Source organism: Listeria costaricensis (assembly GCF_900183385.1).
Lineage (GTDB): Bacteria > Bacillota > Bacilli > Lactobacillales > Listeriaceae > Listeria > Listeria costaricensis.
Map to the genome: position 1 here is coordinate 403,630 of NZ_FXUT01000001.1, position 23,963 is coordinate 427,592.

Annotated in this window: 23 protein-coding genes; 4 read left to right on the forward strand and 19 right to left on the reverse strand. The window is 42.3% G+C overall.

Translation table 11 applies throughout. The features are described from left to right. Positions 1-304: 304 nt before the first annotated feature. From CS921_RS02005 to yneA, 5 genes are all read right to left on the reverse strand, one after another. The gene (locus CS921_RS02005; protein WP_099221361.1) at positions 305-544 is read right to left on the reverse strand and encodes a YneF family protein; all 240 of its coding nucleotides are present in this window, start codon (positions 542-544) and stop codon (positions 305-307) included. Between the two features lie 188 nt (positions 545-732). Continuing rightward, positions 733-2,727 (reverse strand): transketolase, encoded by a 1,995-nt coding sequence (gene tkt, locus CS921_RS02010; RefSeq protein ID WP_099221362.1) that lies wholly within the window; start codon positions 2,725-2,727, stop codon positions 733-735. 150 nt (positions 2,728-2,877) lie between these two features. Further along, entirely contained in the window at positions 2,878-3,105 is a 228-nt protein-coding gene (locus CS921_RS02015) for a DUF896 domain-containing protein (protein ID WP_099221363.1), read from the reverse strand. 73 nt (positions 3,106-3,178) lie between these two features. Next, a complete protein-coding gene (mscL, locus tag CS921_RS02020; protein ID WP_099221364.1) occupies positions 3,179-3,634 on the reverse strand; it encodes a large conductance mechanosensitive channel protein MscL in 456 nt (151 codons plus the stop codon). Between the two features lie 60 nt (positions 3,635-3,694). Further along, complete coding sequence (gene yneA / locus CS921_RS02025) at positions 3,695-4,024, reverse strand: cell division suppressor protein YneA (RefSeq protein ID WP_099221365.1); 330 nt, start codon at positions 4,022-4,024, stop codon at positions 3,695-3,697. A gap of 159 nt (positions 4,025-4,183) precedes the next feature. On the opposite strand from yneA, the gene lexA reads away from it, so the two are divergent. Then, entirely contained in the window at positions 4,184-4,798 is a 615-nt protein-coding gene (gene lexA / locus CS921_RS02030; RefSeq protein WP_099221366.1) for a transcriptional repressor LexA, read from the forward strand. Between the two features lie 77 nt (positions 4,799-4,875). Continuing rightward, positions 4,876-5,418 (forward strand): GNAT family N-acetyltransferase, encoded by a 543-nt coding sequence (locus CS921_RS02035; protein ID WP_099221367.1) that lies wholly within the window; start codon positions 4,876-4,878, stop codon positions 5,416-5,418. A 28-nt stretch (positions 5,419-5,446) separates the two neighbouring features. On the opposite strand, the gene glnA is transcribed toward CS921_RS02035, so the two are convergent. From glnA to CS921_RS02065, 6 genes are all read right to left on the reverse strand, one after another. Beyond that, the gene (glnA, locus tag CS921_RS02040; protein ID WP_099221368.1) at positions 5,447-6,781 is read right to left on the reverse strand and encodes a type I glutamate--ammonia ligase; all 1,335 of its coding nucleotides are present in this window, start codon (positions 6,779-6,781) and stop codon (positions 5,447-5,449) included. Positions 6,782-6,834: 53 nt separating this feature from the next. Then, the gene (locus CS921_RS02045; protein WP_099221369.1) at positions 6,835-7,203 is read right to left on the reverse strand and encodes a MerR family transcriptional regulator; all 369 of its coding nucleotides are present in this window, start codon (positions 7,201-7,203) and stop codon (positions 6,835-6,837) included. 163 nt (positions 7,204-7,366) lie between these two features. Further along, entirely contained in the window at positions 7,367-8,650 is a 1,284-nt protein-coding gene (locus CS921_RS02050) for a methionine gamma-lyase family protein (RefSeq protein ID WP_099221370.1), read from the reverse strand. Between the two features lie 67 nt (positions 8,651-8,717). Next, positions 8,718-8,945: an RNA chaperone Hfq gene (gene hfq / locus CS921_RS02055; protein ID WP_099221371.1), complete on the reverse strand. Its 228-nt coding sequence runs from the start codon at positions 8,943-8,945 to the stop codon at positions 8,718-8,720. Between the two features lie 103 nt (positions 8,946-9,048). After that, on the reverse strand, positions 9,049-9,981 hold the full coding sequence (gene miaA / locus CS921_RS02060; protein ID WP_099221372.1) for a tRNA (adenosine(37)-N6)-dimethylallyltransferase MiaA: 933 nt from the start codon (positions 9,979-9,981) through the stop codon (positions 9,049-9,051). Positions 9,982-10,146: 165 nt separating this feature from the next. Beyond that, entirely contained in the window at positions 10,147-11,823 is a 1,677-nt protein-coding gene (locus CS921_RS02065) for a glycerol-3-phosphate dehydrogenase/oxidase (protein WP_099221373.1), read from the reverse strand. A 391-nt stretch (positions 11,824-12,214) separates the two neighbouring features. Here CS921_RS02065 and CS921_RS02070 point away from each other — a divergent pair, with 391 nt between their 5' ends. Beyond that, positions 12,215-14,110: an acyltransferase family protein gene (locus tag CS921_RS02070; protein ID WP_099221374.1), complete on the forward strand. Its 1,896-nt coding sequence runs from the start codon at positions 12,215-12,217 to the stop codon at positions 14,108-14,110. A 56-nt stretch (positions 14,111-14,166) separates the two neighbouring features. On the opposite strand, the gene CS921_RS02075 is transcribed toward CS921_RS02070, so the two are convergent. The 5 genes from CS921_RS02075 to CS921_RS02095 all read right to left on the reverse strand — a co-directional run bounded on the left by CS921_RS02075 (position 14,167) and on the right by CS921_RS02095 (position 21,458). Beyond that, positions 14,167-14,631 (reverse strand): S-ribosylhomocysteine lyase, encoded by a 465-nt coding sequence (locus CS921_RS02075; RefSeq protein WP_099221375.1) that lies wholly within the window; start codon positions 14,629-14,631, stop codon positions 14,167-14,169. 81 nt (positions 14,632-14,712) lie between these two features. Beyond that, the gene (gene parC, locus CS921_RS02080; RefSeq protein ID WP_099221376.1) at positions 14,713-17,175 is read right to left on the reverse strand and encodes a DNA topoisomerase IV subunit A; all 2,463 of its coding nucleotides are present in this window, start codon (positions 17,173-17,175) and stop codon (positions 14,713-14,715) included. Then, positions 17,172-19,136, reverse strand: coding sequence for a DNA topoisomerase IV subunit B (gene parE, locus CS921_RS02085; protein ID WP_099221377.1), 1,965 nt, complete (start codon positions 19,134-19,136; stop codon positions 17,172-17,174). Before parE ends, parC begins: the two co-directional genes overlap by 4 nt. A 608-nt stretch (positions 19,137-19,744) precedes the next feature. Continuing rightward, on the reverse strand, positions 19,745-20,158 hold the full coding sequence (locus CS921_RS02090) for a CoA-binding protein (RefSeq protein ID WP_099221378.1): 414 nt from the start codon (positions 20,156-20,158) through the stop codon (positions 19,745-19,747). A gap of 4 nt (positions 20,159-20,162) precedes the next feature. Further along, a complete protein-coding gene (locus CS921_RS02095) occupies positions 20,163-21,458 on the reverse strand; it encodes a purine/pyrimidine permease (protein WP_099221379.1) in 1,296 nt (431 codons plus the stop codon). A gap of 151 nt (positions 21,459-21,609) precedes the next feature. Between CS921_RS02095 and plsY the strand changes: the two genes are divergently transcribed. Next, positions 21,610-22,206 (forward strand): glycerol-3-phosphate 1-O-acyltransferase PlsY, encoded by a 597-nt coding sequence (gene plsY, locus CS921_RS02100; RefSeq protein ID WP_099221380.1) that lies wholly within the window; start codon positions 21,610-21,612, stop codon positions 22,204-22,206. A 40-nt stretch (positions 22,207-22,246) separates the two neighbouring features. Here plsY and CS921_RS02105 read toward each other — a convergent pair whose 3' ends face one another. From CS921_RS02105 to CS921_RS02115, 3 genes are read right to left on the reverse strand one after another with little or no spacing between them, the layout of a single operon-like run. Further along, positions 22,247-23,119 carry an aldose 1-epimerase family protein gene (locus CS921_RS02105; protein ID WP_099221381.1) on the reverse strand — a complete coding sequence of 291 codons (873 nt, stop codon included), beginning with the start codon at positions 23,117-23,119 and terminating at the stop codon, positions 22,247-22,249. Next, positions 23,100-23,432 carry a hypothetical protein gene (locus CS921_RS02110; RefSeq protein ID WP_099221382.1) on the reverse strand — a complete coding sequence of 111 codons (333 nt, stop codon included), beginning with the start codon at positions 23,430-23,432 and terminating at the stop codon, positions 23,100-23,102. Before CS921_RS02110 ends, CS921_RS02105 begins: the two co-directional genes overlap by 20 nt. Further along, entirely contained in the window at positions 23,432-23,863 is a 432-nt protein-coding gene (locus CS921_RS02115) for an acyl-CoA thioesterase (protein WP_099221383.1), read from the reverse strand. Before CS921_RS02115 ends, CS921_RS02110 begins: the two co-directional genes overlap by 1 nt. Positions 23,864-23,963: the final 100 nt, after the last annotated feature.

Here is a 23,963-nt window from a genome sequence, read left to right on the forward strand (position 1 = left end):
ATGTTATTTGATTATCTTTTTCGCTTCGTACAATGGCTGTTTTCATCATTCATTACCTCCTTTTCTCGTTTTATGCAACGATATCATTTTACCTGATAAGGAAAATTATTACAACTGATAATTAGAAATTAATTAAAATTTTTTAATTTGTTATTTTTCCGACATTTAAGCAGTCCATATAAAAACGCCTTTTCAGCTGGTTTTACCACAACTGAAAAGACGTTATTTATGAATGGAAGCCACTAACTACAGGTTTCCTGAATTTCTTTGAACAACTTTTTAGACTGCCTAGTGAAGCACAATCTTATTTTTTCTTTTTGTTTTTTATTTCTTTTTCTTGTTGTTTACCCATTGCGCTCATCATTTGATTGATTTTTTTCTGAGAAGGCTTCATGCCCATTTGCGCCATCATCATTTGCAACATTTGCTCGTTGATTGGCGGATTATTTTTCAGATAACTCATCATGTAGCGTCTCGCAATGAAAAAACCAGCAGCCAGCCCAGCAACTAAGCAAATCAGACCGACAAGAATGTAAATCCACATATTAACTTTCTCCTCCTTGAACGAATATACCTCTTTTATTGTACTTGATTTAAGTTGAACAAACAATAACTTTTTTCATTTCCCTTTTAAGTCCTTGTTTTTCAAATGACAACCGTTTCATTATAGCATTATTTTTTAATTTTAGCCAAAAGAAAAAGCGGAAGTGAAGACACCTCCGCTCGAAAATTTTAAAGGGATTGAACTGTTTCAACGACATTTTCTACAGTGAAACCATAGTTCTTGATAATCGTCTCACCCGGCGCCGAAGCACCAAAACGATCGATTCCAATAATTTTGCCATCAAGTCCTACATAGCGATCCCAACCAAATGAAGCGGCCATTTCGATTGCCACCCGTTTTCTAACAGCATTTGGCAATACACTTTCTTTATAAGCAGCCGATTGTTTTTCAAATAAATCAAACGAAGGAACACTTACAACGGAAGCATCTGTCCCCGCTTTTTTCAATTCCGTTTGCGCTTGAACGGCCAAATTCACTTCTGAACCGCTAGCAAGAAGAATGACATCTGGCGTTGATTTTTCAGAAGGCGATACCACATAGGCGCCTTTTGCCACACCTTGTTCAGCAAGTTCAGCAGATTTCGGTAATGTCGGTAATCCTTGACGTGTCAATACCAGTGCATGTGGTGTATCAGTAGATGCAATCGCCAATTTCCAAGCAGCCGTTACTTCATTCCCATCTGCTGGTCGAATAACTGACAAACCTGGCATTGCACGCAGAGAAGCCAACTGTTCAACTGGTTCATGCGTCGGACCATCTTCCCCTACCGCGATACTATCGTGAGTTAAGACATATGTGACAGGCAAATGCTGAATCGCCGAAAGTCGAATCGCCGCCCGCAAGTAATCAGAGAAAACAAAGAACGTTCCGCCATAAACTTTTAATCCACCATGAAGAGCCATACCGTTAAGCGCTGCACCCATAGCAAATTCGCGCACACCAAACCAAATATTGCGCTCTGCTGGCGTTTCTTTCGTAAATTCGCCATCTGTTTTGATATTCGTATTATTTGAACCAGCTAAATCTGCCGAACCACCGAATAATTGAGGCAATTTAGCAGCCAGTGCATTGATTGTCTCACCGCTAGACGCTCGACTCGCTAACGCTTGATCATCGCCATAAACTGGCAACTCGTCCGCCCAACCATTCGGCAGCTCATCCGCCAAACTATCCGTTAACTGCTTAGCCAGTTCTGGATACTTCGCTTGGTATTCCTCAAAGAGTTCATTCCAAAGAGCCTCTTTTTTAGCTCCACGAGTTTGAATCGTTTCTTTAAAGCGATCATAAACTTCTTGAGGGACAAAGAACGGCTCCTCATATTCCCAACCGTATGCAGCTTTTGCCGCCTTGATTCCTTCATCACCAAGCGGAGCACCATGAACTTTGCTAGTGCCAGCGTTTGGCGCACCAAAACCAATAACAGTTTTTACTTCAATCATTGTTGGTTGTGAGGTATTTTGTTTTGCTTTTTCGATTGCTGCCAAAATTTCTGCCGTATCATTTCCATCTTTCACTAATAGATGTTCCCATCCGTAACTTTCAAATCGCGCTTTGACATCTTCAGAGAAAGATTTGTCTAAATCACCATCTAGAGAAATATCATTGGAATCATATAAAAGGATCAAACGCCCCAATTGTTGATGTCCAGCCAGGGAAGCTGCTTCAGAAGCAACACCTTCCATCAAATCACCATCGCCACATAGAGCATATGTATAATGGTCCACAATGTTAAAGTCCTCTTTATTGTACATGCCTTCTAAATGACGTTCAGCCATTGCCATCCCAACAGCCATCGCAATCCCTTGCCCAAGAGGCCCTGTTGTTGCATCTACTCCATCAGTATGACGATATTCTGGGTGGCCAGGCGTTTTGCTATCCCATTGTCTGAAATTTTTCAATTCCTCCATACTTAAATCAAAACCACTTAAATGAAGCAAACTATATAGAAGCATTGATCCATGTCCCGCTGATAGAACAAAACGATCACGATTGAACCAATTAGAATGCGCTGGATTGGTATTTAAAACCTTCGACCACAAGGTATAAGCCATTGGAGCAGCCCCCATCGGCAAACCTGGATGACCGGAATTTGCTTTTTGGATTGCATCCATCGATAGTGTCCGAATCGAATTAATTGCTAACTGATCTGTGTTATCAAACAAATGAAACATCCTCTCTTTATTATGATTATTACTACCCTTATCTTAAGCCTTCTGATCAAAATATACAACAAAAAACGCAAAAATGATCATTATTTTTGCGCGTTTGTTCATTTTTGCGCGTTTGGTTATAGAAACTACTATTACCTTCGCTTACTGATGCTTTTTGCGGGCACGTTTAATTTTATCCGGTGTTACATCTCGTCCATTCGGATCCAAAATTGTTGTCCGTTCAATCGTATTTTTCATATGGGAGCGAAATGACTTCAAATATTCTTTACGAAGTTTTTCTTGTTCGATCTTTTCATCAGCACTCAAAGTCCCCGCTTTTTTCTTTCTTGATAATTCATTAATTCGATCAATTTTTTCTTTTTCCAGCATCATCGTTCACCCTTTGTCTAGATTTCTTTATAAAAGAAGAAAGTATCTATCTCGATACTTTCTAATTATACCATTAACTTTGACTGATGACCTCTTCAGCTGGTAAATCTGATGTACAGTGAGGACATTTCGTTGCTTTTTCTGGGACTGAAGATTGACAATACGGACATGTTTTAGTTGGAGCTGCTTTTTGTTCCAAATTAAGGACGTATCGACTGACAAGTTTAACAATTAAAAATATAGCAAAAGCAATAATCAAAAAGCTAATGATGTTATTGATAAAAAGACCATAATTAATGGTTGGTGCCCCTGCATCTTGTGCTGCTTTTAATGTACTATAAGACTTCCCATCCAGACTTAAAAAGAGATTACTGAAATCAACATTCCCAATTAGCATCCCAAGCGGCGGCATAATAATATCATCCACCAGCGAATTCACGATTGTCGTAAATGCACCCCCGATAATAATCCCAATGGCCATGCTCAACGCGTTCCCTTTTGCAATAAACGTTTTAAAATCTTTTAACATTTACATCATCCCTTCTTGAAATAGTTTACCTAATTCAAGAAAGAAAATAAAGCATATTGTTTATTGATCGGCCAACTGCAAATCCGTCTGTTTGTTCACTTGTTTTTCTTTAACAGGAATAATCAAAGAATCTCCTGCTTTTATTTGTCCGTCAGCTAAATGATTCTCTTTCTCCACCCATTGGACAAATTCCTCCTGATTCATATGGCTTTCATCTGAGTAGTCTGCTGCAAGCGCCCAAACTGAGTCCCCTTCACTGACATCAATCTTTGAGTAATTATCCGTATCTGTCCCTGCTAAAAATAACATCAAAATAATTCCCATTGCTACACAACCAACTAATACAATCACCGTTGCATAATGTTTATCCCAAATCGCTTTTAAAGACATCTTTATCCCTCCAAAAGAATGTATGTTCGCTTTTTATTCATTATAGAACACTCGTTCGTTTATGTCAACAAAAAAACGAACTCTTGTTTGCATTTTTATTTACTATTTGATATACTGAATTTATTAAAGAAGTATGATTATTTTTGACGGGGTGAAACCATGAAATTGTCGAAGCGGCAACAAGATATTTATGAATTTATTAAATCAGAAGTGAAAGCAAAAGGATATCCGCCTTCTGTTCGCGAAATTGGAGAAGCAGTCGGACTTGCTTCTAGTTCCACTGTTCATGGACATCTTGCACGCCTTGAAGGAAAAGGACTCATTCGAAGAGACCCGACGAAACCGCGTGCAATTGAAATTTTAGGACTTGAAAATGAACCGCCTACCCCAAGTGTTGTATCAGTGCCGATTATCGGAAAAGTAACGGCTGGCCTGCCTATTGAAGCAATTGAAAACATTGATGACTATTTTCCACTTCCTGAGTATCTCGCTGCTGGCGAAAAAGATATTTTCATGCTGGAAATTGATGGAGAAAGTATGATCAATGCCGGCATCTTAGATGGTGATAAGGTCATTGTTCGTAAACAAAGCAATGCAAACAATGGTGAGATTGTTGTTGCAATGACGGATGACAATGAGGCTACATGCAAGCGTTTCTACAAGGAAAGCGATCATTTCCGGTTACAGCCTGAGAATGATTCGATGGAACCGATCATCTTGAACAATGTTTCTGTTCTTGGAAAAGTGATTGGCCTATTCCGAGATATTCATTAATTTTTAACTCACGACAAAAAACCGAATGCGTCAAACATTCGGTTTTTTTATGTCCTATTAGAAAGGAGCTCCAACAAATGCTAACAACAGAACGACTTTTATTACGCCCTTTTGTTTATCAAGACAAAAAATCCTTCGCCCGATTGAATCAAAACCCTGAAACCATGCGTTACTTTCCAAAACCTCTAACGGAAGTGGAATCAAATCTTTTTTTATCTTCAATTATCGAGGAATATCAAATACTTCCCATAGGCCTTTTAGCCGTCATTCATCAGGAAAGCGGTCATTTTATTGGCTTTATCGGTCTGCATCAAGCTTCCTTTGAGAGCACATTTACCCCCTGCATCGAAATCGCCTGGCGCTTCGACGCTCCGTATTGGCATCAAGGCTACGCGACTGAAGCAGGAGCTGCCATCATTGAATTCGCGCGAGAATCTACTGAGATACAAGAGGTTTTTAGCTTTACCGCAAGAATTAACGAACCCTCCATTCGATTAATGAAACGACTAAATATGCAATTTCAACAAGTTTTTGATCATCCAAAAATTTCGTCAGATTCTCCTTTATGCCAACATGTTTTGTATAAGATAAACACATCCTCCTCTAAAAAAAGCCCTTGAACACTAATCGTTCAAGGGCTTTCTTTTTTTAATAGATTTCCAAATATTGATCGCGTTCCCACGGATGGACCGCTGTTCTGAACATATCACATTCAATCGCTTTCGCTTCCAAGAAATGCTCGAAAATATGCTCTCCTAGGCCATCACGAATCACATCATCTTTTTCAAGCTCGACAAGTGCATGACCAAGGCTTTCCGGCAGATCATAAATACCATGTTCATGGCGCTCCTGTTCATCCATACCATAAATATTGCGGTCAACTGGGGCTGGAGGTGTCAATTCATTTTTGATTCCGTCAAGGCCGGCTTTTAGCAGAACAGCCATTGCCAGATAAGGATTCGCTGATGGATCTACACTACGAAGCTCAAGTCGTGTGCTAAGCCCGCGAGAACTTGGAACACGTACAAGTGGGCTCCGATTTTTACCGCTCCAAGCAATGTAACATGGCGCTTCATATCCAGGAACCAAACGTTTATAGGAGTTGATCGTCGGATTGGTAACCGCTGTATAAGCTCGTGCATGTTTCAGCATCCCAGCAAGGAATTTATATGCCGTATCACTTAATTGCTGTTCCCCTTTTTCATCAAAGAAAGCATTTCCTTCTTCTGTAAATAGGGACATATTAAAGTGCATTCCTGAACCATTTACACCAAATAGCGGTTTCGGCATGAACGTTGCGTGTAGACCATGTTTCCGGGCAATCGTCTTCACAACCAGTTTGAATGTTTGGATATTATCACAAGCTGTAATCGCATCTTCATACTTGAAATCAATTTCATGCTGTCCGGGAGCAACTTCATGGTGACTTGCTTCTATTTCAAAGCCCATTTCTTCCAGCTCAAGCACGATATCACGACGACAGTTTTCGCCTAGGTCTGTTGGTGCGAGGTCAAAATAACCACCAGAATCATTCAATTCTAACGTCGGTTTACGATTTTCATCCAGTTTGAAGAGGAAGAATTCAGGTTCTGGTCCCAAGTTAAAATCCGTAAAGCCAAGCTCTTCCATTTCTTGAAGCACACGTTTTAAATTGGCACGAGGATCCCCTAAAAATGGCGTCATATCAGGATTATAAATATCACAAATCATCCGTGCTACCTTGCCTTTTTCTGCTGTCCAAGGGAAAACTACCCAAGTGTCCAGATCCGGGAATAGGTACATATCAGACTCTTCAATCCGAACAAAACCTTCAATCGAAGAACCGTCAAACATAATTTTGTTATCGAGTGCTTTCTTCAATTGACTGATTGGGATTTCAACATTCTTGATGATCCCCAAAATATCCGTGAATTGCAACCGGATAAATTTCACATTTTGTTCATCTGCGAAGCGAAAAATATCTTCTTTTGTATAATTTGCCATCTTAACTCCTCCTAAATAATGATTATATCAACTTCAAAAAGTAAATACCTTGATTATAGCCGCGGCAACTGTCCTTTTGCGGTGTGGTCTCTTTTCACAAACCTGCCCGCTTGTTCCATTTCACTACGGAGAATCTTGCGCACATCATCATCTGTTAATGGAACCTTTTGTTCTTTTTCTTGCATCTGATACATTTTCTTAATTCCCGCAATATTCAGACCATCATTTAAATAGTCTTTGATTTCAAGCAATGTATCGATGTCCTGCAATGAGTACAAACGATGATTACCTTGATTACGTGCAGGATGGATTAAACCTTGATCTTCATAGTAACGAATTTGTCTTGCTGTCAAATCTGTTAACTTCATAACGGGGCCAATTGGGAAAAGAGGCATCGATCGACGAATTTCTTTTTCACTCACGGCATTTCCCCCTCATCATTTTTTTATGATAGTTGCATTATAATGTACGTAAGTTCTTTTGTCAAATTTATGTAAGATAATCTAACATCACATAAAAACCCTTATATATCAATGCTTTTAGCAACAAAAAAGCGAGTCTCATTGACCCGCCTAAAAAATTTTTTCATTTTTTTCGCAATTCTATGTTAGTGGAAGATTTAATCAATCCTTTTTCAAATAGAGCTTGTAGCGCCTGTGAGATGGCAATCTTCACATGTTCATATGTTAAACCGCCTTGGACATAAAGCTCATACGGCGGACGGATTGGGCCATCTGCAGTCAATTCCAAACTCGCTCCCTGAATAAATGTGCCTGCTGCCATAATGACGTCATCCTCATAGCCCGGCATATAGTTACCGATTGGCAGTACGTGCGCATTTACTGGTGAAGCCGCTTGAATGGCCTGGGCAAAGGCAACCATTTTCTCTTCATCTTCAAACGAAACACTTTGGATCAAATCGGTTCGCACTGCTTGCCAGCTTGGATTGGTTTTTACACCAATTTGTTCCAACATAGCTGCCGTGAATCTTGCCCCCTTTACGGCCTGAGCAACCACATGTGGCGCCAAGAAGAAACCTTGATACATTTCAAGAAGACTATACAAGCTGGCACCGGCTTCAAGACCAATACCCGGTGTAGTCAAACGATATCCGCATTTTTCTACAAGCTCTGCCTTTCCAGCAATATAACCGCCAATTTTAGCCAATCCACCACCTGGATTTTTAATCAGCGAACCAGCAATGATGTCCGCCCCTATTTCAATCGGTTCTTTGCGTTCAACAAATTCCCCGTAACAGTTATCCACAAATACCGTTACATCTGGCCGAATATTCTTTACAAAGCGGATCATTTCTTCTATTTGCTGAATGGTAAATGAATCTCGACTTGCATAGCCTTTTGAACGTTGAATACCAACGACCTTCGTATGCTCGTTTAGTGCTTGCTTTACTTGTTCAAAATCAACGGCTCCATTTTCACAAAGTGGTACAGCTTGATAACCTATTTGGAATTCACGTAGCGATCCATGGCCAGTTCCCCGAATCCCAACAATTTCTTCCAATGTATCATATGGCGCCCCCGTCATGTAGAGCAGCTCATCTCCCGGGCGAAGCAAGCCGAAAAGAACGGTTGATATGGCGTGTGTACCTGAGATGAGTTGCGGGCGAACAATCGCTTTTTCCGCCTTGAAAACAGATGCATAAACCCGTTCTAAATTATCCCGACCTTCATCATCATAGCCATAGCCTGTAGACAGTTGAAAATGAAAATCAGCTACTTTATTTTCTTTAAAAGCCTGCAGAACCTTCGCCTGATTCTCTTCGGCAATTTGATCTGTCTCCGCATTTAACGGGGCGATCCAAGTCTCTGCTTGTTTCCGCATATTTTGTAATTGTTGTGTGATATCCATGAAATATCCTCTCACTTCTATGTTTATTTACAAGGAAAAAGACAGGTTCCCCTGCCTTTTTACGTTTTTATTCTTGATTTAATGTGACATTTTTTTGTGGGGAGAATGTAGAGATCGCATGTTTGAAAACGAGCTGTTGTTTGCCGTCTACATCCAAGAGAACCGTAAAGCTGTCAAAGCTTACTACACGACCTCTAAGCTGAAAACCATTTGTTAAAAAAACGGTAGCGAGAATTTTTTCTTTTCGTAATTGATTTAAATATTGATCTTGTAAAGCTTGTCCACCTTGTTTCATTTTTCCTCTCTCCTATCTCTCTTTCCGTGTTCACTCTTAAAAAATCGGAGTATTCAACTGCAGGAATCATCCGCATGGTTACAAATACCCTCTAATACACGAACTAAAACCGCCAATCCGGATTATCTTCTAAAAAGGCTCGAATCAAATGGTCTGCTTTTTGAAGTAGCGCTTCATCCGCAGCATCCAGCCAGTGAACGGTCATCCTATTGCGAAACCATGTTAATTGGCGTTTCGCAAAATGACGCGAATTTTGCTGAATTGCGGCAATCACTTCTTCTTTCGTCTCATTTCCTTCAAAATAAGGAATCCACTCCTTGTAGCCGATTCCCTTGCTTGCTTGCGACTGTGGGATTCCCTGTTCGTATAGACGAAATGCTTCCTGTTCAAGACCATTTGCGAGCATTTGCTGCACACGGCTGTTGATTCGTTCGTATAGCTGCCCCCGCTCCATATCTAGCGCAATAAAACAAGGTGCATAAGTTGCTTTTAACTGCTTATGTACCTGAAAATCGCTAAACGGCTGCTTGGTTTCATGAATAACTTCAAGCGCTCGGATAACACGCTGTTTATTATTCGCATGGATTTCAGATGCACTTTTTGGATCTTTTTCTTTTAGCATTTGCCAAAGTTCTTCATTCGAATATTCGGCCAGTTTCTGTCGATAAGCTTCGTTCTTACCTGTTTGGCCAAATTCATAATCATAAAAAACTGACTGAATATAAAGACCTGTACCGCCAGCAATAATTGGCAGATGTCCTTTTTGCCAGATTGTCTCAATGGCCTGCTCTGTCAAATGTTTAAAGTCAGCAGCTGTAAATGCCGTATCTGGCGACGCAACATCAATCAGATGATGCGGAACCTCTTCCATTTCTTCTGGAGTGATTTTGGCTGTCCCAATATCAAGCCCCTGGTAAACTTGCATAGAATCGCCGCTGATGACCTCTCCTTGCCACTTTTTAGCCAGTTTGACACTTAGCGCTGTTTTACCAACAGCAGTGGGCCCGAGGATGACAATCACTGGAATTTTACCCAATAAAAAAGCCCTCCTTTTTGCCTACTAATAAGGTATCATAAATGAGCAAGAATGAAAATAGCTATTTAACAATTTTAAAAAAAGTTTAGTGGAATAAAGTCGGATTGGTGTCATTTTCAAAAAAATTCGCCAGACAAAATTTATCTGGCGAATCTATCAAGTCCTTTATTTTCCGTGCCAATCAGCCGGCTCCCGAGCGTCATCAATTTGCGTCTGCAGTTCAGTCTCCATCTGTTCTCTTGTAGCAGGATCCCAGTGGAACAGTCGATCCATCTCGTCTACAACTGCTTTCTGCCATTCGAGCAAATACGGCATATCGAAGAGCAGATAGCCTGTTCTTCTCAGCAGAAAATCAACTGGGTGGATGGCTGATTCATGGTAAACAGCATAATGAAGTTCCGCATACAAACTGCTCGGAAGTTCATGCCCGCCTTTTTCTTTGTGTTCCTGCGCGTAGGTAAACAGTTGATCAATATTGGAGCCGTAGCGTTTAACAATCACTCTCGCTTCTTCTATTGTCCAACCAAATCGATTGACAGCGTCCTTGGTTTTCTTCTCGATAAATGGCGAAAGTTGGGCCGATCCGCCAATGTCCCCACCGGAAATCGGCAAATGTCGCGTTTGAACAGGTTTATATTTTTGCCCTGTTTCCTTGCTAAGTGTTTTGGTGACATCATCCAGTAGCTTTTCTGCCATTTTGCGATAACCTGTTAACTTACCTCCTGCCATGGTGATCAAACCGCTTTCAGAAAACCAGACTTCATCCTTTCGCGATATCTCTGAAGGGTCTTTCCCTTCCTCATAAATAAGCGGCCGAACCCCTGCCCAACTGGATTCAATATCTTTTTCCGTAATATGGACATCTGGGAACATGTAGTTGATTGCTTTAATTACATATTGATGGTCCACTTCCAGCGCTTTCGGATTGATAGGTGATTCCTCATAAAAAGTATCTGTCGTACCAACATAGACCTTTTTATCGCGCGGTATTGCAAAGACCATCCGACCATCTGGCGTATCAAAATAGACTGCCTGCTCCATTGGGAAACGTGATTTATCAATGACTAAATGAATCCCTTTGGTAAGCCGCAAATGTTTATTATTTTGTGTATGATCCAATTTCCGAACTTTATCCACCCATGGACCTGCCGCATTGATGACTCGGCGTCCGCGGATATCGTAGACTTTGTCGGTAATTCGATCCGTCACGGTGACCCCTTCTACTTTTTTAGCCTCTGTATATAGGAAGTTTTCTGCACGCGTATAATTAATCACATCCGCACCTAACTCAACTGCTTTTTTTAGCACTTCAATCGTCAACCGCGCATCATCTGTCCGATATTCCACATAGTAACCGGAACCTTTTAAACCGTCTTTTTTCACAAAAGGATTTTTAGCCAGTGTTTCTTGTGGAGTTAAAATCTTGCGCCGTTCATTTTTTTTGACACCTGCAAGATAATCATACAGACGGATCCCCATGCTAGCTGTAAATTTCCCCATATTGCCACCTTTATGAAACGGCAGCATCATCCATTCCGGTGTTGTGACATGCGGTCCGTTTTCATAAACGATTGCTCGCTCTTTTCCAAGTTCGGCTACTTCCTTTACTTCAAATTGCTGTAAATAACGTAATCCGCCGTGGACAAGCTTCGTGGAACGGCTACTTGTTCCGCTGGCAAAATCGCCCATTTCAACCAGTGCGACCTCTAGTCCCCTTGAAACGGCATCAAGTGCGATTCCTGCACCTGTAATCCCACCACCAATAATAACCAGATCATAGGTGTGTTCCTGCATTTTTTGTTTGATTGTTTCCCGGTCGAATGCTGAAAATAATTGTACCATCTTTCTTTTGCCCCCTTCATTTAACGTCTGATTTCTCTCACACGGCACTTTTCCACTTTTTTAGAAAGTTAAAACGCAGCCACGCAAAAAAAGAGACCCTAAAAAAGCGATTTCTCGCCCATTAGAGTCTCTCCATCTCTCAGACAAATTGATTAACTTACATTCATTATAAAAGAAGCATCTTTCTTTGCCTATTTTTTTGCTTGTTCATTGTTGAATTTTGCCCTGTAAATTATCTCACATTGTATTTTCGACATTTTTACATGTGACCATTGACTCAAATTATCTGTTCGCCCTCTTTCTTAGTTACAGTCAAGCCATTCTGTGATATGATGAGATATATGTTTTAGGGAAATTCTAGAGATACATAGAAAGTTTAGGAGATGTTATTTTGAAACGAACGGCTCGTTACAGCAGAAAGTACGTTCCGAGTATTGATGGACTTAGAGCGCTGGCCGTTTTAGCTGTGATTGCCTATCATTTGAATTATTCATGGGCAAAGGGCGGCTTCATCGGTGTTGATATATTTTTCGTGTTATCAGGTTATTTAATTACAAATATCTTACTTACTCAGTGGGATAAAGAGAATACAATACATTTAAAAGAGTTTTGGCTGAGACGTTTTCGACGGCTCGTTCCAGCCGCATTTGTGATGATTATTGCGGTAGTCATTTTCGCCGTATTATTCAACCGCAGTTTATTGCCGACTCTTCGCGGCGATGCCTTTGCCTCATTCTTCTACATGAGCAATTGGTGGTTTATTTTCCACAATGTTTCTTATTTCGATTCATTTGGAATGCCCTCCCCTTTAAAAAACCTGTGGTCTCTTGCTATTGAAGAACAATTTTACCTGATTTGGCCATTGTTTTTATATCTGTTTTTACGTTATATTAAGAATCCAAAATTACTTCTGCAAATCGTCATTATCGTCGGTGTGTTATCCGCCATTTTGATGGGTGTTTTATATACGCCTGGCGCTGATCCCAGCCGCGTCTACTATGGAACAGATACTCGTTTATTCGATCTTTTGGCAGGCTGTGCACTTGCATTCGTCTGGCCATTTACTCGACTAAGCCCGCAAGTTCCACGAAAAAGCAGGCAGACGCTTAATATTGCAGGAACTTTGAGTGTGGTTACATTTTTTGCACTTGTTTACTTGTTAAATGAATATCAGTCATTTCTTTACCGCGGCGGCCTTCTTTTTGTTGCACTGCTTGGTGTTGTGATGATTGCAACGATTGCCCACCCGTCGTGCTATCTTAGCCGCATCTTCAGCTTCCGGCCGTTACGCTGGATAGGGACTCGCTCCTACGGCATTTATTTGTGGCATTACCCTATCATTACATTAACAACTCCAGTAACGGAAATTGGCCATCCAAGTCTGATTCGGTCTGTTTTGCAAGTAGCCGCAACGTTCATCATTGCCGAACTATCCTATCGCTTCTTGGAAACACCGATTCGCAAAAAAGGATTTATAGCTTTTGTAAAAGGATTCAAGCACCGCACCTACCCTGTCATCAAGAATAAGCCTGTTGGAAAATGGGCGGCAATTAGCGGACTCGCATTGTTACTTCTCATTTTCTCACTGGGTATGAGTGGCATCCTTCCCGTCAAAACAAATGCTGAAAATACAGTAACGCAGGTGAAAAGTGAACCTGATAAACCATCGCAAAAAGAAACGGATCCGCCTAAGCAGGCACCTGACGAACAGCCATCAAGCGATGATCCGCCTCCACAAAACAGTGATGGGAGCAACGATGATCAACAAAGTCAAACGCCTCCAGCAGATGATGCCGGACAGGATCAGATTCTTTATCAGCAGACGCTGGCTATCGGAGACTCTATTATGATTGATATTGAGCCTTACTTAAGAGATGCAGTGCCAAATGTGACGATTGATGGAAAGATCGGCCGCCAATTAGTGGATGCGATCAGCCTAGCTCCTAGCTACCAGCAATTCAACACATCAAGCAGCGCTGTGGTTCTCGAACTCGGAACAAACGGCCCATTCTCTGAACAACAACTCGATACACTTTTGGATGACTTTGATCAGGCACATATCTTCTTAGTCAACACACGTGTCCCGCGCGGTTGGGAATCTGAAGTGAACGAATCGATCAACGAGCAAAGTGATCGCCCGAATGTGACGGTAGTCGATTGGTACTCACTCGCCATCAATCATAGCAACTACTTTGGCAGTGATGGAGTTCATTTAACCAAGACTGGTTCAGAGGCTTACGTCAATTTACTCGTGGATAGCATGAAAAAAAATCCACCGCCAAAATAAAAAAATCCAGCTAACCTACTTTAAAGGGGAGCTGGATTTTTTCTGTTATGAATCGTTTAAGCAAAAATGGTCGACCACTCGGCTCGTTTTGCTAAGAATTCCTCTGCTAGTGCTTGTGCGCCTTCTAAACTATGGCTTGCGGCCCAGCCACACTGCACCTCATTGCATGCTGGCACTTCTGTCGCTATCAGCACATCCTGCAATGTTTGCTCAATAATTTTCAGCACGTCTTCATAATCATCATGATTGATCAGGGATAAATAAAAACCCGTCTGGCATCCCATAGGACTGATGTCTACGATTTTATCTGTATGATTACGCGACAGTTCTGCCATCAAGTGCTCAAGCGAGTGAAGCGCTGGCATTTCCATGTGTGCCTGATTGGGTTGTTTAAATCGGACATCATATTTATAAATTTCATCTCCATGAATCCCGATTTTTTTGCCGGCTAGTCGTACATATGGGGCCTTCACTTTCGTATGATCAAGATTGAAACTTTCTACATTCATTTTTTTCGTCAATCTAATCCCTCCTCTTTCACTGTGTTTTATTGTAACATATCCAAAGAGAAAACAGCTAGTCTGCTCGACTAGCTGCCCCTTTTATTCAGCCTCTGCTGCATCATCAGCATCAGTAATTTTTTTCTCTTCAATCCACATGCTCACTGGGCTGCCTTCCATGCTTTCATCAAGCACAAAGGAACCATTGGAATAGCGGTCCGTTAAATGGAGATTGGCCACTTCCAAGTCAACCAGTTGTTCTTTATTTGTTTGGATCAGTAATTTGTCTTCTTGATGGACAAGTTTTAAATCAACAAAACGATGTGGATTATTTTTTAATTCACGCAACATGATCAAGCCACGTTTTGCTCTTGAAATCGGTTCAAATTCGCTTAGTTTCATCTGCTTAAGCGAACCTCGATGCGTGATAAGGACCATTGTTCGTTTGTCATCTGGTTCAATCACTGCGCCGCCAATCACTTCATCGTCAGCTTTCAAATTGATTGCCTTGACGCCGGCTGCACGTGCTCCGGAATCTGGCACTTCATTCACATGATAACGAAGACCGTAACCTTGCTTCGTCGCTAAAAAGACGTCTTCATTGCCGTCAATCTGAGCCGCGAAAATCAGTTCATCTTCCTCTTTAAGTTTGATCGCCATCATCGCTTTTGAATAGCGTTGCGGTTGATAATGCGTGATTTTGGATGTTTTGATCATTCCCTGACGCGTCATAAACAAGAACATTTTGCTCTCATCAAATTTTTGCACGCCACATACTGCCACAATTTCTTCGCCCGGCTCGATTTCCGTTGCCAAGTGGCTGATATGATCGCCAAGGTTTTTCCAGCGAATATCTGGCAATTCATGCACTGGCCGGTAAATGAAATTCCCCCGGTTTGTAAAAAGTATGACAACATCCATAGTGTTCATCTTTTGGATAAACATTGGATGATCCAATTCTTTCATGGCCAGCTCTTCTCCGCTAGACGCGCTGTACGATCTGACGCTCGTCCGTTTGGCATAGCCTTCTTTTGTCACAGAAACAATCACATCTTCTGAAGCAACGAGCACCTCTGTATCAATTTTGATTTCAGCAATTTCTGCTTGGATTTCTGTTAGGCGGGGTGTTTTATAGGCCTTTTTCACATCATTTAATTCATTCTTAATGACGCGGCGAAGCTCTTTTTCGTCCCCCAATACTTTTTCCAGAAAATCAATTTGTTCATTTAGTTCTGCGGCTTCTTTTTGGAGCTCCGTCACATCGGTATTTGTCAAACGATATAGCTGCAATGAAACGATGGCCTCTGCTTGTTTCTCACTGAAATCATAGGTCGTTTGCAGATTCAGTTTGGCATCACGCTTGTCTTTTGAACTGCGGATCAATTGAATCACTTCATCCAAAATGGACAGAGCCTTCATCAAACCTTCTAAAATATGTTGCCGCGCTTTTGCTTTGCGAATCTCAAATTCGGAACGTTTGGTGACTACTTCAATCTGATGACTGATATACGCATCGAGAAGTGGGAGCAGCCCCATCAGTTCAGGGCGGCGATTGTGGATCGCGACCATATTAAAATTATAGCTGACTTGCAAATCCGTATTTTTGAAAAGATAATTCAATACGCCTGTCGCATTGGCATCTTTTTTCAGTTCAACAGCAATGCGCAGTCCAGTACGATCCGTTTCATCACGTACTTCTGAAATCCCTTCGATTTTCTTTTCAATACGCAGCTCGTCCATGCGCTTGACAAGATTGGCTTTATTGACTTCGTAAGGAATCTCTGTAATCGTAATCTGCTGTCTGCCGCCTCGAATATCTTCAATCTCAGTTTTAGAACGAACCACGACGCGACCTTTGCCCGTTTGATAGGCTTTATGAATGCCATCCGCGCCTTGAATGATACCGCCAGTTGGGAAATCGGGGCCTTTGACGATGGCCATGATATCTTCTAGTGTACAGTCAGGGCGATCAAGCCGTTTAATGGTAGCATCAATGATCTCTGTTAGATTATGGGGCGGAATATCTGTCGCATAACCTGCCGAGATCCCAGTGGAGCCATTAACCAGTAAATTAGGAAATCTGGCCGGAAGGACGGTCGGTTCACTTGCCGTGTCATCAAAGTTTGGCACGAAATCGACCGTTTCTTTTTCAATATCACGTAAAAGTTCTGCACTAATCGCTGAAAGTCTTGCTTCCGTATACCGCATGGCAGCTGGCGGATCACCGTCCACACTCCCATTATTGCCGTGCATTTCGATCAGGTAACTGCGAACCTTCCAGTCCTGACTCATCCGAACCATCGCTTCATATACAGAAGAGTCTCCGTGCGGATGGTAGTTCCCGATTACGTTGCCGACCGTTTTAGCAGACTTACGAAAACCTTTTTCATGTGTATTGCCTTCTTCATTCATGGCAAATAGAATACGACGCTGTACCGGCTTCAAACCGTCGCGTGCATCCGGAAGTGCCCGTTCCTGAATAATATACTTACTGTAACGGCCAAAGCGGTCACCCATTACTTCTTCGAGTGCGAGGTCTTGAATATGTTCATCTTGTGTACTCAATCTTCATTCACCTCAACTGTCATCATGTTTTCATTTTCCAGAATGCTTTGATCCTCTTCCAGTGTAAACTCAACATGGCTCTCAATCCACTTACGTCTAGGTTCTACTTTATCCCCCATCAGTGTAGCCACTCGTCGCTCTGCCCGCGCCACATCATCAATCCGCACACGAATTAGTGTCCGCGTTTCTGGATTCATTGTCGTTTCCCAAAGCTGGTCAGCATTCATTTCACCAAGACCTTTATAGCGCTGGATAATATAGCCGCGTCCTACTTTTTTAATGCAGGCATCCAGCTCATCATCTGTCCATGCGTATTCAATAATTTCTTTTTTGCCCGAGCCTTTACTGACTTTGTAAAGCGGTGGCAGTGCAATAAATACCTTGCCTGCTTCAACGAGTGGCTTCATATAGCGATAGAAAAAGGTCAAAAGCAAGACTTGAATATGCGCGCCATCGGTATCGGCATCGGTCATGATCACGATTTTGTCATAGTTGCAATCCGCTACATCAAATTCAGGTCCTACCCCTGCGCCGACAGTGTGGATAATCGTGCTTATTTCTTCATTTTTAAGGATATCCTGTAATTTTGCTTTTTCAGTATTGATTACTTTACCGCGCAATGGCAAAATCGCCTGGAACTTACGATCACGGCCTTGCTTGGCAGAACCACCTGCTGAATCCCCTTCGACTAAATAGAGTTCATTTTTATTCGGATTGCGTGATTGAGCTGGAGTTAGTTTCCCGGATAGAATGGTTTCGGAGCGTTTCCGTTTCTTTCCGTTACGGGTTTCTTCTCGTGCTTTCCGTGCTGCTTCCCGTGCTTCCCGTGCTTTAATCGCTTTTTTGACAAGGAGAGCGCTAGTATCTGGATTTTCAGCTAAAAAGTAGGCCAAATGCTCCGCAACAACGGCGTCTACTGCCTGTCGTGCTTCGGCTGTTCCGAGTTTTTCTTTGGTCTGTCCTTCAAATTGAAGCAGATTTTCCGGCACTCGGATGGACAAAACAGCTGAAAGGCCTTCGCGAATATCACTGCCTTCCAAATTCTTGTCTTTTTCTTTCAGCATGCCCACACGTTTTGCGTAATCATTAAATACGCGTGTCATGGCTGCTTTCATACCGGACTCATGTGTACCCGCGCCTCGTGTACGAACATTATTAACGAAGCTGAGAATATTTTCGGAATAGCCATCATTGAATTGGAAGGCCATCTCGATTTCAATAGTCCCGCTTTCACCTTCAAAATCAACGACTGGGTGGAGGACGTCTTTTCCTTCATTGATATATTCTACAAAGTTTTTGACACCTTCCTCAAAATGAAAGGCTTCTCCCATACCAACTCGTTCATCAATCAGCTCGATTCGCATTCCTTTAAGTAAAAAGGCTGACTCACGCAGACGTTCAGATAATGTTTCATAATTATAAGAGGTCGTTGGGAAAATTTTCGGATCTGGCTTGAAGCGGATTGTTGTCCCTCTCAATTTACTCTTACCGATTTTCCGAAGTGTGCCGTCTGGTTTGCCGCCATTTACAAAATTCTGCTCATAAATCGCGCCATCACGATGAATCGTCACTTTCAACCATTCGGAGAGTGCATTGACAACGGATGACCCAACGCCATGCAACCCACCACTTGTTTTATAGCCGCCGCTTTGACCAAATTTACCACCGGCATGAAGAACTGTCAGAATAACCTCGACGGTTGGTTTGCCCGTTTTATGCATCCCAACTGGCATGCCACGACCTTTATCTTCTACACTGACACTTCCGTCATCATGAAGCGTCACTTTAATTTCATTTCCGAATCCCGCGAGTGCTTCATCCACGGAATTATCGACAATTTCATATACTAAATGATGCAGTCCGCGTACATCTGTTGAACCAATATACATGGCTGGACGCTTCCGAACTGCCTCTAAACCTTCTAGTACCTGAATGGAATCATCATTATACTCGTTTACCATTCATTTTAATCTCCTTTCATCCCTGAGCCTAGCCCCCTCATTTTAAGAGCTACCACTAAAGAATAGCAAATTGTTGCTAATTTAGCAAAACGAAACTGCAAAACACGAACATACTTTCTTATTATATCAAATAATCAGCCAGAATGTAAGGGCAAGAAGCGGATATGCTCGCTTTTCCTCTCTTCACTGGGACATTCTGTTTCTCGCTGTTTGCGGGAGTGTGGATGCTATGTTACTTTGATCCATATGTATATTGCGCTGAGATTTGCTTTCTGCTCTTAGCTGGTGTAGTTTGTGGATTTGATGCTTGCTTGGATTATCTGCATCTTGGCGCTGTATTTCGTTTTTGTTCGTAATCTGGGCGGCGGCTCTGCGGATTACATGCTTTGCTCGTAACTTGGGCGCGGCCTTGCAGATTACATGCTCGGCTCCACTCGCATGTATATTGGCGCTGTATCTCGCTTTGCTCGTAACCTGGACGCGGCCTTGCGGATTACATGCTCGGCTTCGCTCGCATGTATATTGGCGCTGTATCTCGCTTTGCTCGTAACAGCGCCAACAAAAAACAGGCTCCCATATAGAACCTGTTTCGAAAATTCGAAAACCAGTTAAACCAATTCTTGATAAGCAACTTTGATGCAACGATCCATAATGACTGGATAATTCTTTTCGTTCAAATACTGTGCCGCTTTTTCATTCACAAGTCCAAGCTGCGCCCAAAAGACGTCTGCATCTATTTGAACAAAATCTTCTGCGACTTCTGGCAAAAATTCAGAACGTCTGAACACATTCACAATATCTACGTGTTCCTTGATATCAGTCAGTTGTTTTACTGCCTTTTCACCCAAAATTTCATCGGCATGTGGATTGACGGGAATTATTCGGTAACCCGCTTCCTGCATCACTTTTGCCACTTGATAGCTGGTGCGCTCAGGTTTGTCACTCAGACCCACAACTGCTATCGTTTTTGCGTTCTTTAATATCGCCCGCTGTTCACTTAAGCTAGGATTTTGAAAAGTCATCTTCTCACTCCTTCGTATTTTGCTTCCGTTTGCGAAAAATAAAATACTGCTCTATCAGAATACCAATAACACTGCCAACAATCAAGCCGTTATTTAAAACAGCTAAAATTGCCGCCGGTAAATCACTGAGTGCATTGGCAGGTAGAAACATAATCCCAACGCCTGTAAGGAGCGCTATCCCAATCGTCAAGTAACGTTCATCTTCCAAAACCGTAATTTTTTTCAGCTCCTTCAACGCCATAACCAGCATATTCGCAAACAGCACAAACGTCACCGCATAACCAACAGCAGCCGGAATCGTTGCCATCACCGCCATCACTGGTGGAAAAAAAGCAATCAATGCGGTCAAGGTACAGCCGAATAAAAATGGTCGTCTGCTTTTCTCGCCTGTTTGCGCCACAAAGCCAGCTGCACCGCTAATTGGCACCGGTCCAATCGCACTAAACAAGCCGCCTAACAATTGGTTGATCCCCGAAACAAAGCCGCCCTGCCGGTAACGCTTGGGGTCACTCGGCTGCCCTGGAAACAAAATATTTTCCATCAATCGCACCGAGGCAACGAGATTTGTGATCAGCAAGAATGTAATAAAGAAAGCTGTGGTTAAACTGCCCCAATCAAATGCCGGAATGCCAAATGCAAAAATTTCCGGTAAAGAAAAAATATGTTCCTGCGCAACGGGTGCCGTACTTTTTCCGCAAATGATAAAAAGTCCCCAACCTAAAATCAGTGCAAAAATAACCGAATACTGCCGCAGCCAGAGTACCTTCGTTCGCCCAAAACTAAATGTGAGTACAATCACAGCTAAGCTTAGCAGTGCGACTACTGGATCCATTTTCGGATGCGCTTCTGTAATCCCAAGCATTCCCTTTAAAAATGAGCCGCTCATCTGCAAAACCAGCAACAGCAAATAAATAAACGTCACAGTTGGCGTGAAAAGGCGAGCCAGTTTTTCAATGATTCCAAAAAACGCCAGCAGGATAAATAAAACGCCACTGAAAAGCATTCCAAACGACAAAGCCTCCAGCGCCTCAATATTTGTACTGTATAAGACACCAACAAAACCTGCATACAAGGTGAAAACACTCCACCATAAGCCCGCCGGTCCCTCGTGAATCGGCAATTTATGCCCGATTATTCCTTGTAAAAAGCCGGCAATCCCCAGTACAAAAATCGTTCGCTGCATAAAAAGTGCCGTTTCCGCTGGGCTAAGATGATATAAATCACTAATCGCAATCGGTGCCGCAATCGCAGCAGCAATCATAAAAATCATCCACTGAAAGCCAGCTGTTACTCCCTTCATCTTACTCCCCCTTTTCAACTATACGCTCCAACTATTCATTGTAGTCTCGACTAGCCATTTAGTAAAGCCATTTTGAAAAAAATCCGCCTTTTTGTACAGATTTGTGCTATAATGCTAAAGAATAAGGTTTCGAAAAAAGGGGTATCAAAGCATGTCGATTTCATTTTTATTACTCATCGGGCTCGCCTATTTGATCGGTTCCATCCCATCAGGTTTGTGGGTCGGGAAAATTTTCTATAAGAAGGATATTCGTGATTATGGTAGCGGAAATCTCGGGGCCACTAATTCGTTTCGTGTTCTCGGCATCAAAGCCGGTAGCGTGGTCACCGTTATGGATATTCTCAAAGGAACAGTCTCTACCTTACTGCCCTACTTTTTTGGCTTCGAGCTGGGGCATCATTACTGGTTGCTAACCGGGGTCGCGGCAATCATCGGTCACAGTTTCCCGATTTTCGCCGGATTCAAGGGCGGAAAGGCTGTTGCAACAAGTGCAGGTGTTATCTTGGCCTATGCACCGCTCCTTTTCGTTATTGCCATTCTGGTTTTCCTTTTAACACTGAAAATCAGCAAGTACGTTTCACTCAGTTCAATGGTCGCTGCAGTTGCCGCCTTCATTTGTTCACTCTTTATGAATGACTGGATTCTCGTTCTTCTGATTACTTGCTTAGCCCTCTTTATTATTTGGCGTCATCGCACCAACATCGCACGCATTCGAAACGGGGAAGAGCCTAAAATTAAATGGATGTAAAAAAAAGCTTATGCGAACTGAATTCGCATAAGCTCTTTTTTTATCCCACCGTAATGCTGTACTCAGAATGAAAAATCGCTTCCGGCTCCAACTGTTCAATACCTGCTTTATCTCGCAGTTCGACAGGTGCACCGGCACTATCTGCAATTCCAAACCACGGCTCAATGCATAAAAACGGAGTACCTTCTCCAGCCGTCCAAATTCCAACAAACGGAAATGCTGGAAAACTCACTTTAACAAAATGCGCATGTGCCTCAGAACGAATTGCTACCTCATTTTGGTTTAAGCCCTCAAAAATGAGCGCATCATTGGCAAACAAGTCATAGGTAAGCGGCAACTGTTGCACCTTTTCATCTGCTATTTTTTTAACGGCGCCACTTCTGTAAGGTCCCTCTAATACAAGCGTCTCAAGTGCCTCTTTTGTCCCAAAGTCTAAATAATAGTCTTCAAATCGGGTTCCGTCTACAAGCGGCACGTTAAATGCTGGATGTGCACCAACAGAAAAATAAATGCGTTTATCATCTGTGTTCTCAACATGATATTCCACATGAACCGTATCATCAGCTAGCGTATAGCTGACTTGCAGGCGAAATGAGAATGGATATACTGCCTTTGATTGCTGATCTGCCTGCAGTTCAAATACTACACGCGTCGTTTCCTCTTCCACCACTTGAAAAGTACGATCGCGCGCAAAACCGTGTTGCGGCAAATGGAAGGCTTCCCCGTCCACATAGTAAGTATCCTCCACCAAGCGGCCGACTGTCGGGAATAAAATGGGTGCATGGCGGCCCCAAAATGCTTTATCTGCATGCCATAAATAGTCAAGACCTGTTTTTTTATGATAGATTCTGGTCAATTCCGCCCCTTCTGCTTTCATTTCTACCACTAACTGTTCATTTTCTAGTTTTATCATCCTGGTCTCCTTCTAAGTGAAAACGGTGTAACTGTTCCATTTCCCCTTCTTTTATCAAAATCATTCGCTGGATCTCACCAAAAAGATCATAATGCGGCAATCCCTCGTGATTATAATCAATATAGGCTTCAGGCAAACCGTATTGTTTCCCCCACGCCTTTAGCTTAGCTAGATCGCTGCTGGCAGCCTTCGTCACCGTGTTGGCATCTGGAAAGCGAGCGTCCAACCAGTAATGCGTAATGAGCGCGATCTCTCCCCGCGCAGCTTTTTCTTTAAATGCTTCTAATTCCGCCCTTTTTACCCCAAACGCCATCAGTTTTCCTCATCAGTCAACGCTGATAGATACTTTTGATGCCATTCTTTAAATACACGACGCAAGGCAATCGGTTGAAAAGTCTCTTTCTTCACACAAACATGTTTGGTTGATCCTGTCACAGCAATTTCACCTGTTTCCGCATAGCGAATCTCATAACCATAAGTCACTCGAATGCCGTCATAAGCTTCCAGCCAGGTCTTAACGATCGCCGTCTGCCCATAACGAAGCGGTTTCCCATAATGAATCTGTACATCTAGAACTGGGGACAGATAGCCAGCTGCTTCCATATCGAAATAGCGCAGCCCCAGCGTCTCGATAAAGCGAGTTCGGCCTATTTCCATCCAAACAAGATAATTGGTATGGTAAACGACCCCCATCTGATCTGTTTCCGCATAACGGACTTCGATTTCCGTTTCATTTGTAATCATATCTTCCCCTCCAAATTCAACAAGTTCTTTTCTATTTTAGCAAATATCTGCGAAAAATAGAACCAGGGCGCATAAAAAGACCCCCATACTTTTACAAAGC

Excerpts from the sequence above, each read along its gene's own strand:
- CS921_RS02005 (WP_099221361.1), bottom strand. The coding sequence starts at position 544 with ATGTGGATTTACATTCTTGTCGGTCTGATTTGCTTAGTTGCTGGGCTG.
- CS921_RS02015 (WP_099221363.1), bottom strand. The coding sequence starts at position 3,105 with ATGCTGGAAAAAGAAAAAATTGATCGAATTAATGAATTATCAAGAAAG.
- mscL (WP_099221364.1), bottom strand. The coding sequence starts at position 3,634 with ATGTTAAAAGATTTTAAAACGTTTATTGCAAAAGGGAACGCGTTGAGC.
- yneA (WP_099221365.1), bottom strand. The coding sequence starts at position 4,024 with ATGTCTTTAAAAGCGATTTGGGATAAACATTATGCAACGGTGATTGTA.
- lexA (WP_099221366.1), top strand. The coding sequence starts at position 4,184 with ATGAAATTGTCGAAGCGGCAACAAGATATTTATGAATTTATTAAATCA.
- CS921_RS02035 (WP_099221367.1), top strand. The coding sequence starts at position 4,876 with ATGCTAACAACAGAACGACTTTTATTACGCCCTTTTGTTTATCAAGAC.
- glnA (WP_099221368.1), bottom strand. The coding sequence starts at position 6,781 with ATGGCAAATTATACAAAAGAAGATATTTTTCGCTTCGCAGATGAACAA.
- CS921_RS02050 (WP_099221370.1), bottom strand. The coding sequence starts at position 8,650 with ATGGATATCACACAACAATTACAAAATATGCGGAAACAAGCAGAGACT.
- hfq (WP_099221371.1), bottom strand. The coding sequence starts at position 8,945 with ATGAAACAAGGTGGACAAGCTTTACAAGATCAATATTTAAATCAATTA.
- CS921_RS02065 (WP_099221373.1), bottom strand. The coding sequence starts at position 11,823 with ATGGTACAATTATTTTCAGCATTCGACCGGGAAACAATCAAACAAAAA.
- parE (WP_099221377.1), bottom strand. The coding sequence starts at position 19,136 with ATGGTAAACGAGTATAATGATGATTCCATTCAGGTACTAGAAGGTTTA.
- CS921_RS02090 (WP_099221378.1), bottom strand. The coding sequence starts at position 20,158 with ATGACTTTTCAAAATCCTAGCTTAAGTGAACAGCGGGCGATATTAAAG.
- CS921_RS02095 (WP_099221379.1), bottom strand. The coding sequence starts at position 21,458 with ATGAAGGGAGTAACAGCTGGCTTTCAGTGGATGATTTTTATGATTGCT.
- plsY (WP_099221380.1), top strand. The coding sequence starts at position 21,610 with ATGTCGATTTCATTTTTATTACTCATCGGGCTCGCCTATTTGATCGGT.
- CS921_RS02105 (WP_099221381.1), bottom strand. The coding sequence starts at position 23,119 with ATGATAAAACTAGAAAATGAACAGTTAGTGGTAGAAATGAAAGCAGAA.
- CS921_RS02110 (WP_099221382.1), bottom strand. The coding sequence starts at position 23,432 with ATGGCGTTTGGGGTAAAAAGGGCGGAATTAGAAGCATTTAAAGAAAAA.
- CS921_RS02115 (WP_099221383.1), bottom strand. The coding sequence starts at position 23,863 with ATGATTACAAATGAAACGGAAATCGAAGTCCGTTATGCGGAAACAGAT.